Annotated in this window: 12 protein-coding genes; 2 read left to right on the top strand and 10 right to left on the bottom strand. The window is 68.9% G+C overall.

The features are described 5' to 3' along the window. Nucleotides 1-18: 18 nt before the first annotated feature. From ccsB to hemL, 7 genes are all read right to left on the bottom strand, one after another. A complete protein-coding gene (gene ccsB, locus OG210_RS11540) occupies nt 19-1,095 on the bottom strand; it encodes a c-type cytochrome biogenesis protein CcsB (RefSeq protein ID WP_328329886.1) in 1,077 nt (358 codons plus the stop codon). After that, complete coding sequence (locus tag OG210_RS11545) at nt 1,092-2,927, bottom strand: cytochrome c biogenesis protein ResB (protein WP_328329884.1); 1,836 nt, start codon at nt 2,925-2,927, stop codon at nt 1,092-1,094. The genes ccsB and OG210_RS11545 overlap by 4 nt, the downstream gene beginning before the upstream one ends. Before the next feature lie 7 nt (nt 2,928-2,934). Next, nucleotides 2,935-3,708 (bottom strand): cytochrome c biogenesis CcdA family protein, encoded by a 774-nt coding sequence (locus OG210_RS11550; protein ID WP_371536177.1) that lies wholly within the window; start codon nt 3,706-3,708, stop codon nt 2,935-2,937. A gap of 4 nt (nt 3,709-3,712) precedes the next feature. Further along, the gene (locus OG210_RS11555; protein ID WP_371536179.1) at nt 3,713-4,333 is read right to left on the bottom strand and encodes a TlpA family protein disulfide reductase; all 621 of its coding nucleotides are present in this window, start codon (nt 4,331-4,333) and stop codon (nt 3,713-3,715) included. Between the two features lie 67 nt (nt 4,334-4,400). Further along, nucleotides 4,401-5,636 carry a hypothetical protein gene (locus tag OG210_RS11560; protein WP_328335564.1) on the bottom strand — a complete coding sequence of 412 codons (1,236 nt, stop codon included), beginning with the start codon at nt 5,634-5,636 and terminating at the stop codon, nt 4,401-4,403. 105 nt (nt 5,637-5,741) lie between these two features. Beyond that, nucleotides 5,742-6,440 carry a histidine phosphatase family protein gene (locus OG210_RS11565; protein ID WP_328329876.1) on the bottom strand — a complete coding sequence of 233 codons (699 nt, stop codon included), beginning with the start codon at nt 6,438-6,440 and terminating at the stop codon, nt 5,742-5,744. After that, nucleotides 6,437-7,759 carry a glutamate-1-semialdehyde 2,1-aminomutase gene (gene hemL / locus OG210_RS11570; RefSeq protein ID WP_371536182.1) on the bottom strand — a complete coding sequence of 441 codons (1,323 nt, stop codon included), beginning with the start codon at nt 7,757-7,759 and terminating at the stop codon, nt 6,437-6,439. The genes OG210_RS11565 and hemL overlap by 4 nt, the downstream gene beginning before the upstream one ends. Before the next feature lie 116 nt (nt 7,760-7,875). On the opposite strand from hemL, the gene OG210_RS11575 reads away from it, so the two are divergent. Continuing rightward, nucleotides 7,876-8,445: a hypothetical protein gene (locus tag OG210_RS11575; protein WP_266854542.1), complete on the top strand. Its 570-nt coding sequence runs from the start codon at nt 7,876-7,878 to the stop codon at nt 8,443-8,445. 244 nt (nt 8,446-8,689) lie between these two features. Here OG210_RS11575 and OG210_RS11580 read toward each other — a convergent pair whose 3' ends face one another. The 3 genes from OG210_RS11580 to OG210_RS11590 all read right to left on the bottom strand — a co-directional run bounded on the left by OG210_RS11580 (nt 8,690) and on the right by OG210_RS11590 (nt 12,075). Beyond that, the gene (locus OG210_RS11580) at nt 8,690-9,418 is read right to left on the bottom strand and encodes an NAD(P)H-binding protein (RefSeq protein WP_328329872.1); all 729 of its coding nucleotides are present in this window, start codon (nt 9,416-9,418) and stop codon (nt 8,690-8,692) included. 242 nt (nt 9,419-9,660) lie between these two features. Then, nucleotides 9,661-10,260 carry a MarR family transcriptional regulator gene (locus tag OG210_RS11585; RefSeq protein ID WP_328329870.1) on the bottom strand — a complete coding sequence of 200 codons (600 nt, stop codon included), beginning with the start codon at nt 10,258-10,260 and terminating at the stop codon, nt 9,661-9,663. 60 nt (nt 10,261-10,320) lie between these two features. Next, nucleotides 10,321-12,075, bottom strand: a complete 1,755-nt coding sequence (locus OG210_RS11590) for a chloride channel protein (protein ID WP_371536187.1) — start codon at nt 12,073-12,075, stop codon at nt 10,321-10,323. Nucleotides 12,076-12,399: 324 nt separating this feature from the next. Between OG210_RS11590 and OG210_RS11595 the strand changes: the two genes are divergently transcribed. Further along, nucleotides 12,400-13,896 (top strand): SulP family inorganic anion transporter, encoded by a 1,497-nt coding sequence (locus OG210_RS11595; protein WP_371540258.1) that lies wholly within the window; start codon nt 12,400-12,402, stop codon nt 13,894-13,896. Nucleotides 13,897-14,314: the final 418 nt, after the last annotated feature.

Raw genomic sequence — 14,314 nt, forward strand, 5'->3', positions numbered from 1 at the left:
CAGGGCTGAGCGTGCCGCTCAGACTCCGGCGTAGGAGTGCATACCGTTGATGAAGATGTTCACGCCGTAGTAGTTCCAGATCCAGCAGGCGAAGGCGAAGAGCGCCAGATAGGCGGCCTTGCGGCCCTTCCAGCCCGCGGTGGCGCGGGCGTGCAGGTAACAGGCGTAGACGACCCAGGTGATGAACGACCAGGTCTCCTTGGGGTCCCAGCCCCAGTAGGTGCCCCAGGCGTCGCCTGCCCAGATGGCGCCCGCGATGATCGTGAACGTCCAGAGCGGGAAGACCGCGGCGTTGATGCGGTACGCGAACTTGTCCAGCGACGCGGCGGACGGCAGCCGCGAGAGCACCGACTCGGCGAAGGCGCCCGGCTGCTCGCCACGCGCGATCTTGGCCTCGTAGTTGTCCCGGAAGAGGTAGAGCGCGGTGCCGACGAAGCCCATGTAGAACATGGCACCGCAGATGATCGCGGTCGAGACGTGGATCCACAGCCAGTACGAGTGCAGCGCCGGGACGAGCTGGTCGCTCTTGGTGTAGAGCACCGTGGTGGCCACACCGAGGTCGAGCAGGACCGTGGTGACCAGGGCGAGCCCCAGCCAGCGGACGTTCTTCTTGACGACGAGCAGGATCAGGTACGCCGCGACCGCCACCGACGAGAAGGTGATCGAGAACTCGTACATGTTGCCCCACGGGGCCCGCTGCACCGACATGGCGCGGGCCACCACACCGCCCGCCTCCACGAGGAACCCGAGGACGGTCAGCGAGATCGCCATCCGCCCGTACAGGTCGCCCTTCTCGGTGCCGCCGGCGGCGCCGGGGCCGTCGGGGACATCGCGGGAGCCGGCGGCGGAGCGGGTGACGATCTTCGGCCGGTCCAGTACGGCGGTGCCGCCGCCCTGCTTCTTGACCTGTACCGCGGGGGCCGCAGCCGTGGTCGCGGTCAGCGCGGCGGCGGTGCGGCCGACCTTGCTGCGGGCGCCGAACGTCCACTCCGCGATGTGCGCGAAAAAGGCCAGAGTGTAGACGGCCATCGACGAATAGATGAGCACGTTGCTGATGTTCGCCAGGTGCTCATTGGTTGCGGCGGCGAGATTCACTTCTCGGCCCCTTCGGGAGTCTCTGCGGATGCAGCGGAATCAGGCGCCGACGGCGCCACTGAATGGAGCTTCGCGGCCAGGTCGGCCAGCTCCTCGGGGAGCTTCGCGGACTCGCTCCGGCCGAGCCCTGCCATCTCCACGACGGTCACGCCGTCCTCTCCCCGTACGGCGCGGACCCAGATGCGGCGGCGCTGGATGAACAGCGATCCGGCGAGGCCCACGATGGCCGCCAGCGCGCCGATGAGCGCGAAGTCGGTGCCGGGCTGGTGCGAGATCTTGAAGCTGGCCCACTGCTTGACGCCGAGGAACTGGATCGAGCCCTCACCGTGCGGCAGCTTCATCGTCTCGCCGGGCAGCAGGAGCTTCGCGAGCTTGTTGCCCTTGCTGTCCTTGTACTGCGTCATGTGCTTCGAGTTGAGCTGGTACACGCTCTGCGGCAGCCCCGAGTTGACCCCGAGGTCGCCGTGGAAGCCGGAGATGGCCATCACCGGGAAGTCGAGCCCCGGGAAAGTGGAGAACATCGTGCCCTTGCCCTTGCCGGCGTAGGTCGGCACGAACATCGTCTGGAAGCCGAGCTGCTCCTTCTTGCCGGCGGCGTTGCGGTAGCCGTCCATCACCTTGATGGCGCCGGTCGACGTGGCGTTGGAGTCGAGGGGCAGCAGCGGCACCGCGTCCCGGTAGATCTCCTTGCCCTTGGGGTCCTTGACCGAGACGATCGGGGCGTAGCCGTGCGAGACCAGGTAGACCTTCGAGCCGTCGACCTCAAGGGGCGTGTTGACCTTGATGACGCCCTTCTTGTCCTTGCCGTCCGCGCCCTCGGAGTACGTCACATGTGCTTCGTACTTGCGGGGCGTGCCGCGGTTGGGCCCGTTCTTCTCGTACGTCCCGATGAACTTGTCCAGCGTGAAGCTGAACGGCGCCAGTTTGTCGGGGTCGAAGAGCGTGCCGGCCTTGAAGTCGTCGTACTGCGTGAGCGTGTTGGAGAAGCCGTCGCCGTCGACGACCAGCTTGCCGCCCTCGGACTTCCACAGCTGACCGCTGGCGAAGGAGACCAGGAGCACGATCAGGGCGATGTGGAAGAGCAGGTTCCCGGTCTCGCGCAGGAAGCCCTTCTCCGATGCGACGGTAGCGCCGATGGGGGCCCCTCCCTGCTCGAGCGAAGCCGAGAGCTCGGGGGAATGCGCGCGGAACCGGCGCTTCTTCAGCATCGCGAGCGCGGCGTCGCGGACGGCCTCGGGCTCGGACTCCGTACGCCAGGTCGTGTACGCGGGCAGCCGGGTCAGCCGCTTGGGCGCGCCCGGCGGACGGCCGCGCAGCTGTCCGACGAACTGCCAGGTGCGGGGCACGATGCAGCCGATGAGGGAGATGAACAGCAGGATGTAGATCGCCGAGAACCAGACCGAGCTGTAGACGTGGAAGAGTCCCAGCTTGTCGTAGATCGGCGCGAGCACATCGTGCTTGGCCTTGAAGTCGGTGACCTTCAGCTCGTCGATGCTCGTCTGCGGGATCAGTGAGCCGGGGATGGCACCCAGCGACAGCAGGAGCAGCAGCAGCAGCGCGACCCGCATCGAGGTCAGCTGCCGCCAGAACCAGCGGATCCAGCCGATGACACCCATGGCGGGGAGGCTGGAGACCGGATCTTCCCTGGGCGCCGTGGAGAGCTGCGACCCGGCTGCGCCGAGGTCGCTCTCGCTCTCGGCGGTGTCGCGTCCGGCGGTGTCGCTCACGCCGGTGTCCGCGGCCTCTTCCGGAGTGGTGTCCTCCGGAGCGGTTCCCTCCGGGTTCCCGGCCTCCGGGTTCGTGGCGTCCGTCGTCTCTGTCGTCTTGCTCATGTGGAACTCAGATCCCCACCGTGTAGCCGGATGACCAGACCTGCATCTCCTGGATGATGCGGTCCCAGGCGCCGGTCACGAGCAGCAGTCCGGTCACGATCATCATGATCCCGCCGATGCGCATCACCCAGGCGTAGTGCTTCTTGACCCAGCCGAAGGCGCCGAGCGCCTTGCGGAAGGCCACGGCCGCGAGCACGAACGGCACTCCGAGACCGAGGCAGTAGGCGACGGTCAGTATGGCGCCGCGTCCGGCGGTCGCCTGCTCGAAGGCGAGGCCCTGCACCGACGCGAGTGTCGGCCCCAGGCACGGTGTCCAGCCGATACCGAAGAACGCCCCGAGCAACGGCGCCCCGACCAGACCGGTCACCGGCCGCTTGTGGAAGCGGAATTCGCGCTGGGTGAGCCAGGGCATCATGCCCATGAAGAAGATCCCGAGCAGGATCATCATCACGCCGAGGATCCTGCTGATGATGCTCTGGTGCTCCTGGAGCCGGTGCCCGAAGTAACCGAAGAGCGCGCCGCCCGAGACGAAGACGGCGGTGAAGCCGACGACGAACAGCGCGGCGCCCGCGGCCATCCGGCCGCGTCTGGCCTGCGCCAGATCCGATCCGCTGACCCCGGTGACGTAACTCAGGTAACCGGGGACGAGCGGCAGGACGCACGGCGAGAAGAAGGAGACCAGACCGCCGAGTACGGCGATGGGCAGGGCGACCAGCAGGGCGCCGTTGGTGACGGTCCCGCCGATCCCGGATTCGGCGGCCAGCGTGACGAGCGCGCTCACCGGATCACTTCTCCGCGATCAGCGGGTCGATCATCTTGCGCAGCGTGTCCTCTTCGACCCCGCCCGCCTTCCGGGCCGCGATCTTCCCGTTGCGGTCGAGGACGACCGTGGAGGGGATCGACTGCGGGTTCAGGCTGCCCGAGGGGAAGCGGAGCAGCAGCTTGCCGCTCGGGTCGTAGAGGCTCGGGTACGTGACGCCGTAGTCCTTCTCGAACGCCTTGGCCGGGCCGGTGGAGGGGTCACGGGTGTTGATCCCGACGAACTCGACGCCCTTGGACTTGAGGTCCTTGGAGACCTTCACCAGGTTCCCGGCCTCGGCGCGGCACGGCGGGCACCAGGAGCCCCAGACGTTCAGCACCACGATCTTGCCCTTGTAGGCGCTGGTCACGTCGAGCGTCTTGCCCTCGACTGTCTTGCCGGACAACTCGGGCGCGGTCTGGCGCCCGCTCTTCGCCGCGGTGACGATGCCACTGCTGCTGGTGACGTAGCGGGAGCCCTGGGAACTGCTCACCTTGGCGCCGGATCCGCACGCCGACAGAGCGAGCGCGGAGACCGCGACCACTGCGCCCAGCTGGGCGGCGCGGCGGACGTCGGTGCGGCGGCGGAGAGGGCACGTAAGAGCCATGTGAAAAGTTTCGCATGGCCGTTTCCCGGATCTCGGGCACCCCCCTCACTGCCCGGAAAGCCCGATGTCAAGCAGCCTTAAGGAAACTGTTCCAACCGCCCTCGGGCCGCTGACCGACTTCGAGAGAACGCAGCTTGTCGAGCACGGCGGGGTCCTGCACATCGAGCCAGTCGCAGAACTGCCGGAAGGAGACGAGGCGCACATCGGGACGGCCCGCGATCTTCTTCATTGCTTCCTCGACGGCATCCATGTAGAGGCCGCCGTTCCACTCCTCGAAGTGGTTGCCGATGTACATGGGTGCGCGGTTCGATTCGTACGCCCGCTTGAATCCCGCGAAATACGAGTCGGCCGCCTGCCGGCGCCAGTACGGATACTGCGACGTCATGCCCTTTGTTGAATTCTTGGACTGGTTGGCCAGCATGTTGTAGTCCATCGAGAGCACTTCGAAGGTGTGCCCGGGGAACGGGATCTGCTGGAGCGGGAGGTCCCAGAGTCCGCCCCGCTTGACCGGCCATGTCTGCATACCGCCGGGCGAGCTGGCGTCGTAGCGCCAGCCGAGCTTCTTCGCCGTGGGCAGCAGATTGTCCTGGCCGAGCAGGCACGGGGTGCGGCTGCCGACCAGTTCCTTGCGGTAGTCGAAAGGCAGCGGGGGCTCGTCGTGCCAGCCGGTGTTCGTGCGCCATTCGGTGACGAACGAGACGGCCTGGTCGATCTCGCTCTGCCACTGCTCGGGGGTCCAGTTCGCGACCGAACCCGAAGTGGTGCCGCAGAAATGCCCGTTGAAGTGCGTCCCGATCTCGTGGCCGTCGAGCCAGGCCTGCCGGGTGTACTTCATGGTCGCCTTGATGTGGTCATCGTTGAGATAACCGATGGCGGAGGCGCCGACCGGGTTGTTCGGCGGGCGGTAGAGCGATTTCTTCGACTCGGGCAGCAGATACAGCCCGGAGAGGAAGAACGTCATCCCCGCCTGGTGCTCTTTCGCGAGTTTCAGGAATCGCGGGAAAAGGCCGTTGCCGACCTCGCCGGCGCCGTCCCAGGAGAAAATCACGAACTGGGGCGGGGTCTGCCCCGGCTCCAGCCGGACCGGCTTGTCCGGCTGATTCGGCTGGACACCGGTGTCGGCGGTGGACCCGTCCCCGATCAGCCGGACCGGACTCTTCTCCGGGCCGGCACCGGCACCCCGGCTGCCCTTTTCCGTACTGCCGACTGTGGACTTTCCGCCGGCTCCGCAGCCCGCCAGGCCGGCCGCGGCCGCAGCCCCGGCCCCCAGCCCCAGCAGGCCCCTCCTGCTCATGTTGCCCATAGCGTCACCCATCTGTTGCGTCGTCCGGCGGCCCATACAATCGGGCAACCGGTCAGATGATGGGATTAACGTGATGGTTCCGACCAACCGGTACTATTTTTCACCCTATGCGCCGAACGCTTTTGCCTTTCCTTTGGCGGGCTTTGCGCCAGCCAGGAGATGGGACGGCACCAGGTCCCTCGCCGGTTCCGTGTAACCGACAGAGACGATCCGGTCACCCTGGTACGTGAAGGTCGTCAGCGAGGCGAGCGTGCACTGCCGCTTGCGCGGGTCGTGCCACAGGCGCCGCCGCTCGACGAAGCTCCGCACGGTCCAGATCGGCAGCTGGTGGCTGATGCAGACCGCCTCGTGCCCGCGCGCGGCGTCCCGCGCCGAGTTCAGGGCGCCCATCATCCGGACGACCTGGTCCACGTACGGCTCGCCCCAGGACGGCCGGAACGGGTTGGTGAGGTACTTCCAGTTCGCGGGCCTGCTCAGGGCGCCGTCCCCGACGCCGAACGTCTTGCCCTCGAAGATGTTCTCCGCCTCGATGAGCCGTGCGTCGGTGGCGAGTTCGAGGCCGTGCGAGGTGGCGACCGGGGCCGCGGTCTCCTGCGCACGCTCCAGCGGGGAGGCCACGACATGGGTGACGTCCCGGCCCGCGAGGTGCTCGGCGACCCGGTCGGCCATCTGGCGGCCCAGCTCGGAGAGGTGGTAGCCGGGGCGGCGCCCGTACAGCACGCCGTCGGGGTTGTGCACCTCACCGTGGCGCATCAGATGGACGACGGTGATCTCTTTGCTTCTGTCACTGCTGCTGTCGCTCATGCGGACACCTCGGCGGCGGCTCGGGCGGCGGCGGGCAGCGCGGCGGCGATGCGCTCGACCGCCCGCTCGTCGTGCGTGGTCGAAACGAACCAGGACTCGAAGGCCGACGGCGGGAGATAGACGCCCTGCTCCAGCATCGAGTGGAAGAAGGGGGTGAAGCGGAAGGCTTCCTGCGCCTTGGCATCCTCGTAGTCGCGGACGGGGCTGTCGCTGAAGAACACGGAGAACATGTTGCTCGCCGTCTGGATCGTGTGCGCGACACCCTCCTTGCTGAGCGCCGCGGTGACCAGGCCCTGGATCTCCAGGGAGACCGCGTCGACCTTCTCGTACGCGGCGTCGTCGAGCAGCCGCAGCTGGGCGAGCCCGGCGGCGGTGGCGACCGGGTTCCCGGAGAGCGTGCCCGCCTGGTAGACGGGGCCGACGGGCGCCAGGTACGCCATGACGTCCGCACGTCCGCCGAACGCGGCTGCCGGGAAGCCGCCGCCCATGACCTTGCCGAAGGTCATCAGGTCGGGGCGGACCCCGTCGACGCCGTACCAGCCGGCCTTCGAGGTACGGAAACCGGTCATCACCTCGTCGGAGATGTACAGCGCGCCGTCGGCGGAGCAGAGCTCCTTGAGCCCGGCGTTGAACCCGTCGACGGGCGGCACCACACCCATGTTCCCCGCGGACGCCTCGGTGATCACGCAGGCGATCTCACCGGGGTGGGCGGCGAAGGCCTGGCGTACGGCTTCGAGGTCGTTGTACGGCAGGACGATTGTGTCGCCGGTCTGCGCGCCGGTCACCCCCGGCGTGTCGGGGAGCCCGAGGGTCGCGACACCCGACCCGGCGGCGGCCAGCAGCGCGTCCACATGTCCGTGGTAGCAGCCGGCGAACTTCACCACCTTGGCCCGGCCGGTGAAACCGCGGGCGAGCCGGATGGCCGACATGGTCGCCTCGGTGCCCGATGACACCAGGCGCACCTGCTCGACGGGCTCGATACGGGCGACGATCTCCTCGGCGAGTGCGACCTCGCCCTCCCCCGGCGTACCGAAGGAGGTGCCGCGCGCGACGGCGGCCTGCACGGCGGCGACGACCTCGGGGTGCGAGTGCCCGAGGATCATCGGACCCCACGAGCACACGAGGTCGACGTACTCACGGCCGTCGGCGTCGGTCAGGTAGGGACCGGTACCGGACACCATGAACCGGGGCGTACCGCCCACGGCGCGGAAGGCGCGCACGGGAGAGTTCACCCCGCCGGGGGTCACAAGGGACGCACGGTCGAAGAGCGTCTGCGAAACTGGGGCTTCGTATTCGTACGGATAGCTCACACAAGCCATGGTGTCAGAGGCGCAGACGGTATTGCGGACAGGTGTTTCACCGCACATCCGTGGGGGAGGTCTCTGACACGATGATCGGGTTGCGCGGCGGGGGCCGCGAGTGGTCGGGTGGAGATATGCATCGCGGTGGCGGACTGGGTGAGGGGACCGATGACCTCGGTCCCGAGCCTGCCCGAAGGGGAAAGCACCGACGAGAGGCAGAGGCGCGGGCGAAGGCACGGAGTACGGGAAGCAGGAGTGGTGGGCTTGTGGGCGTGACCTACAAGTACTTCGGCGCGCCCGACGGCGCGACGGCGGCCCGGGTGCCGGTCACCATGCGCCCGGAGCAACTGGGCGGCGACGAGCTCGGCATGGGCGGCATGTTCACGAAGATAAAGCCGGAGACGATGGCCGCCATGGTCCTCACCGGCATCCAGGGCATACCCCTGGGCAAGGTGCCCCCACTGGAACTGGTCGTGCTGCACCCCGACTACGCGGTCGTGAAGCTCCCGATGACGGTCGTGGACCCGCTGCGCGGGGTCGGCGAGGAATCGGTGGGAGCCGCGGCCTTCATCTGGTCGACGGTCCCGGACCGCGGCGGCCCCCGGGACGCGTTCAACGCGTACCAACTGCTGCACGAATGGCAGGACTTCAGCCATCGCCTGCATGACGCGGGGCATCAGGCTTACTGCTTGGTGTGGCCCTGAGCTGGAGTTTCTTGCGTATCGGGCGGGGCTTGCGGGCCTCGCCCTCGTCATGTGCCGGGAGAGGCCGTCGGGCCGCCGGAGCGCATTGAATTCGCCAGGGCACTGATGCGCCCCGGGCGTCGCCACCGTCATTCGCCGGCTCGGCTTCCGTGAATCCGTGAAGGCGTATGACCCGTCGCCTCACCCGCGGGCTCGGGATCGGGATACAGGGCGGGCATGGTGCGTCCGGGAGGGCGCCAGCAGGTCAGGAGAGCCAGTCGGTGTAGCGGGTGGGGGCGAGGCGGGCGTCCTTGTCGGTGAGGACGTCGCCCTTGACGACGGCGAACATCCCGGCGGTGGGGTCGGTGCGGACGGTGCGGCTGTCGCCCTTGCCGGACAGGGTGATCCGGCCCAGCTCGTCCAGGGTGAAGATCTCGGGACCGGCGATGTTGCGGACGCCGTTCAGCGGGGCGCCCGCGGCGACCTCCGCGACTGCGGCGGCAACGTCCTTGGAGGCGATCGGCTGGATCGGCGTGGCGGGCAGCCGGACGGTATCGCCGTCGGCGGTCCAGGACATGACGGCGTCCATGAACTCCATGAACTGCGTTGCCCGGACGATCGAGTAGGGGATCGGCCCGGCCGACAGGATGCGCTCCTGGAGCGTCTTGGCCTTGTAGTAGTCCAGCTCCGGAACGTGGTCGGTGCCGACGATCGAGAGGATGACGAAGTGGCCGACGCCGCCCTGGTGAGCTGCGGCCAGAAGGTTGTCCATGGAGGTCTGGAAGAAGGCATGGGAGGCGTCGTCGAAGGTCGGGGAGTTCGTGAGGTTGATGACGACGTCGGCTCCGGCCACCGCCTCGGCCAGTCCCTGGCCGGTGATGACGTCGACTCCGGTGGACTTCGAGTGGGGTGTCGCCTGGTGCCCGGCGGTGTTCAGATCCTTGACGACCTGCGAACCGATCAGTCCGGTACCGCCGATGACCGCGAACTTCACAACATGCCCTTCGTCGGGGATATCTGCGCAATATGGCACAAAAACCCGCGGCAGCCGGGCAGGCAAAGCAGCCCTTCAGCGCAGCAGCATGACGTTCTGCCGATACGTGCCGGCGTCGGCCCACTCGGATGTGCCCATGCCGCGGTCGATGGAGCGGAACAGGGCTGCGAGCGCGCCTGCCTCCGGTGGGTCGGACGGATGCGCCGGACGGACGTGCCGGACGAATGTGTCAGACGAGCCTGTCAGGTGGAGCGGCGTACGGGCGGATCTGACCAGCCGAGCGGGTAGAGCACGGCGTCCTTGCCCTGGACCGCCGGCTCGCCGCCCGCGTCGCTGAAGGCCGTCAGGGCCTTCACCAGGGCCGACCTGTCTTCGGGGGCGAGCTTCTCCACCACCGTCGCGATCTCCCTCCGGCGGCGGGCGGTGACCTCCTCGACCAGTCGGCGCCCCTCGGCGGTGAGTCGCAGCAGGGTGGCCCGCCGGTCGCCCGGGTCGGACTGGCGGTCGGCGAGGCCGGCCGAGATGAGGCGGTCGAGCATGCGCATCGCCGTCGACGGATTCACATCGAGCAGCTCGGCGAGCACCACGAGTTTCGCCGTGTCGTACGTCGACAGCACGACGAGCAGCCGGAACTGAGGCAGCGTCACCCGGTCCTCCACCTCGGCCAGGGACCTGGCCGACACGGCCACCAGCAGACGGGACGCCGTCAGCACCGCGTGCGTCACCGCGTCGACGTCATCGGCGCCCGGAGCGGCGCCGGCACCGGGGCGGGCGGCGTTACCAGGGGCAGTGCCCGGGCCGGCGTCGGCGCCGGAATCGGTGGGGTGCGGTTGCTCGCTCATGGTTCTTTGTACCGCGCCCCGGGCCGGTTCCCGCCGCCGGTGCCCCCGGCCGGGCAGGACCTAAGCTGCCGCGGTCACCGGGTGCAGCGCCCGCAGTGCGCTCTGGTGGGTGATCCAGCCGACCGGCGCGTCCCGGTCCGCGTCGAGTACGGGCAGTCCCGTGCCCGGTGCCGAGACCAGCGCGTGCAGCGCCGCCGACAGCGGCATGTCCGAGCGGAGCCCCGGCGGCAGTTCGGCGAGGTCCCCGGCCGTGGCCGGCGCTCCGGCCCCGCCGTCCGGGGTTTCGGCCAGGGCCTCCGCCACCGCACGGGCGGTGACCGTTCCGACATACCGGTCGTCGGCGTCGAGCACCGGCAGGCTGCCGTGCTCGGAGTGGGCGAGCAGCAGCGCGGCCGCCGACAGCGTGGTCGCAGCGGGCAGCGGATACGGGAGTTCTTCCATGACCTCGTCGACCCGCTGACTGCCCAGTGGGGCGCCGGGAGCCGCAGCGTCGAGGTCGATGCCGCGGCGCCGGAGTTTCAGGGTATAGACGGTGTCCCGGCTGATCAGTTTGCTGACCAGGGTGGCGGTGACGACGGCCAGCATCAGCGGCAGGATGATCGAGTACTCACCCGTCAGCTCGAAGAGGATCACCACCGCGGTGATCGGCGCCCGCGCCGATCCGGCGAACACCGCGCCCATCCCGACCAGCGCGTACGCCCCGACCGCCCCCGCCGTGCCGGGCAGTAGCTGCTGCACTCCGGTCCCGTACGCGGAACCGAGCATCGCGCCGATGAACAGACTCGGTGCGAACACCCCGCCGGAGCCGCCGATCCCGATGGTCAGACTGGTGGCGAGGATCTTGCCGACCAGGAGCAGCAGCAGGAACCCGGCGGCGTACCGGCCCTCGGCCGCGTTCTCCAGCACCGGGTAGCCGACCCCGTACATCTCCGGAAGCGCCAGCAGGACGACGCCCAGCAGGAGTCCGCCGGCCGCGGGCCGCAGCCACTCGGGGCCGCGCCACGCCCAGTCGCAGGCGTCCTCGATCCAGTAGAGGGCGCGGGTGAAGCCGATCCCCGCGCATCCGGCCGCGATGCCGAGCAGAGCGAACAGGCCGTACTGGGCGACGTGTTCGACATGGAACGACGGCAGGTTCAGAAACGCGGCGTTCCCGAACGCGGCCCGGCCGATGACGCTCGCGGCCACGCTGGAGAGGACGACAGCGCCGAACGACTCGATGGCGAAGTCCCGCAGGATGAGCTCCATCGCGAAGAACACGCCGGCCAGCGGAGCGTTGAAGGTCGCGGCGATACCGCCTGCCGCGCCGCAGGCCACCAGCAGCCGCATCCGCCCCTCGGTGACCTTGGCCAGCCGGCCCAGCGTGGAGCCGAGTGCCGAGCCGATCTGCACGATCGGGCCCTCACGTCCCACCGATCCGCCGGACCCGATGGTCAGCGTCGAGGCCAGCGACTTGACGACTGCCACATTCGCGTTGATACGGCCGCCGCGCTGGGCGACCGCGAGCATCACCTCGGGCACCCCGTGGCCGCGGGCCTCCTTGGCGAACCGGTCCACCAGCGGCCCGTACAGCAGCCCGCCGACGACCGGCGCGAGCAGCACGAAGAACGGCCCGAGCCAGGACACGTGCGGGTTCGCGGCGTGCCCCCCGGCGCCCGCGTAGTCCGCGTGTCCGGAGAAGAGCTGGGTGAAGGTCTTGATCAGCCAGCGGAAGACGATGGACCCGAGCCCCGCGCCGATGCCGGTCAGCGCGGCGAGCACGGCGAGCTTCCCGTGCTCCTCGCGCACCCTTGCTGCCTGTGCGACTCCTCTACTCATGGCCAACATGTTTGCATTATGCAAAAATATATGGAGAGAAGATACGCTTGTGACTCTTTGCACTGGGCAAATGAATGCCGGGGCGGACCTCCGGGCCAGTCCCGGGAGGAGGCCGGAGCGCGCAGGTGGGCACGGAGAGCGGCAGCGAACTCCTCGGCCCTGGCCAGTAGAGTTACTGGCGCCCGCGCGAGACCCGTGTGTCCCCATGGCGCCGGGGTGCCGCCAGGCATCTCGTAACTCCCGCATCTCCCGGTCTGCCGCGCGCTCCTCGATCCGGGTGGTGCCCGAGCACGACAGGTTCCCTCCCCCTTGCGCTCATCAGTTCTGCCCGACTCCGTACGAGGACCTCGCCCGGCCCCCGGTGCCCGCCCTCCCTGGCTGAATCCGGCGGTCTTCCGTACAGAGGTGCTGGCCGGCCTCGTGGTCGGGCTGGCGCTGATCCCCGAGGCGATCTCCTTCTCCGTCATCGCCGGTGTCGATCCGAAGGTGGGCCTCTTCGCCGCGTGCACGATGGCCATGGTGATCGCCTTCGTCGGCGGCCGCCCCGCGATGATCTCCGCGTCGACCGGCTCGGTGGCCCTTGTCGTCGCGCCGGTCGCCCGGGAGCACGGACTGGCGTACCTCCTGGCGACGGTGATCCTGGCCGGTGCGTTCCAGATCACCCTCGGCGCTCTGGGCGTGGCGAAGCTGATGCGGTTCGTGCCGCGTTCGGTGATGGTCGGCTTCGTCAACGCCCTGGGCATCCTGCTGTTCACCGCCCAGATACCGAACCTGACCGGTGTGCCCTGGCCGGTCTATCCGCTGACCTGCGCGGGTCTGCTCCTGATGGTGTTCTTCCCGAGGCTGACGAAGGTGGTCCCGGCGCCGCTGGTCTCCATCGTGATCCTCACCGTCATCACGGTTGCCGCCGGCATCGCGGTCCCCACCGTCGGCGACAAGGGCAGGCTGCCCTCGTCGCTGCCGGTGCCGGGCCTGCCGGACGTACCGTTCGACCTCCACACCCTGACCGTCATCGCGCCGTACGCCCTGGCGATGGCCCTGGTCGGGCTGATGGAGTCCTTGATGACGGCGAAGCTGGTGGACGAGATCACCGACACGCGCTCCGACAAGACCCGGGAATCCATCGGGCAGGGCATCGCGAACATCGTCACCGGCTTCTTCGGCGGGATGGGCGGCTGCGCGATGATCGGCCAGACGATGATCAACGTCAAGAACGGGGCCCGGACCCGGCTGTCCACCTTCCTGGCCGGGTTCTTCCTGCTCATCCTGTGCATCGTGCTGGGTCCGGTCGTCTCCAGGATCCCCATGGCGGCGCTGGTCGCCGTCATGGTCCTGGTCTCGGTCGGCACCTTCGACTGGCACTCCATCAGGCCCGCCACGCTCAAGCGGATGCCGGCCGGCGAGACCGTCGTCATGGTGATCACCGTGATCATCACCGTCGCGACCAGCAACCTGTCCATCGGGGTGGTCGTCGGAACCGTCATCGCCATGGTGATCTTCGCCCGCCGCGTCGCCCGTCTCGCCGGAGTCACCTCCGTTCTGGACCCGGATGGCGGCCGGATCACCTACACGGTGACCGGCGCGCTCTTCTTCGCCTCGTCGAACGACCTGGTGACCCGGTTCGACTACGCGGCCGACCCGGACAGGGTCGTCATCGACCTGACGGCCTCCCATGTCTGGGACGCCTCGTCCGTTGCCGCACTCGACGCCATCACCACGAAATACGAGCAGCGAGGCAAGGCCGTCGAGATCGTCGGCCTCAACCGTCCCAGCGCGGAGATCCACGGGAAACTCACCGGCGAACTCACCGGCGGTCACTGACCACGACACCGGGAGGGCAGCCGGGCGGCAGCCCGGCGGGCAGTCGGGCGGGGGCATCGCCACGCCGGGCCGACCGGCGGGCATCGCCACATGCCGGGCACCTGGCACCCGGCACTGCGCCGTGCGGCTGACGTACGGCCCCCCGTCGACCGCGTACACCGGGCCCGTACGGAATCCGGCCCGAGGATCGGCGGATGGCCAGGCACCTTCGGACGACGGATCCGGCAAGCGATCCGGCAGTCGCAGATTCAGCAGCAACCGACCCGGCGGCTCCGGCAGCGGCTCCGGCAGCGGCTCCGGCAGCAGCTCCGGCAGCAGCTCCGGCGACCGTACAGGCAGGTGGGCGCCGTGACCGGGAGCAGTGAGGGCGGGGCCGGGAGCGGCGACAGCAGGAACCGGAGCGGTGGCGGCGGGGCAC

Source organism: Streptomyces sp. NBC_00466 (assembly GCF_041433995.1).
In the GTDB taxonomy this organism is placed as follows: domain Bacteria; phylum Actinomycetota; class Actinomycetes; order Streptomycetales; family Streptomycetaceae; genus Streptomyces.

Excerpts from the sequence above, each read along its gene's own strand:
- OG210_RS11545 (WP_328329884.1), bottom strand. The coding sequence starts at position 2,927 with ATGAGCAAGACGACAGAGACGACGGACGCCACGAACCCGGAGGCCGGG.
- OG210_RS11555 (WP_371536179.1), bottom strand. The coding sequence starts at position 4,333 with ATGGCTCTTACGTGCCCTCTCCGCCGCCGCACCGACGTCCGCCGCGCC.
- OG210_RS11560 (WP_328335564.1), bottom strand. The coding sequence starts at position 5,636 with ATGGGCAACATGAGCAGGAGGGGCCTGCTGGGGCTGGGGGCCGGGGCT.
- OG210_RS11565 (WP_328329876.1), bottom strand. The coding sequence starts at position 6,440 with ATGAGCGACAGCAGCAGTGACAGAAGCAAAGAGATCACCGTCGTCCAT.
- hemL (WP_371536182.1), bottom strand. The coding sequence starts at position 7,759 with ATGGCTTGTGTGAGCTATCCGTACGAATACGAAGCCCCAGTTTCGCAG.
- OG210_RS11575 (WP_266854542.1), top strand. The coding sequence starts at position 7,876 with ATGCATCGCGGTGGCGGACTGGGTGAGGGGACCGATGACCTCGGTCCC.
- OG210_RS11585 (WP_328329870.1), bottom strand. The coding sequence starts at position 10,260 with ATGAGCGAGCAACCGCACCCCACCGATTCCGGCGCCGACGCCGGCCCG.
- OG210_RS11590 (WP_371536187.1), bottom strand. The coding sequence starts at position 12,075 with ATGAGTAGAGGAGTCGCACAGGCAGCAAGGGTGCGCGAGGAGCACGGG.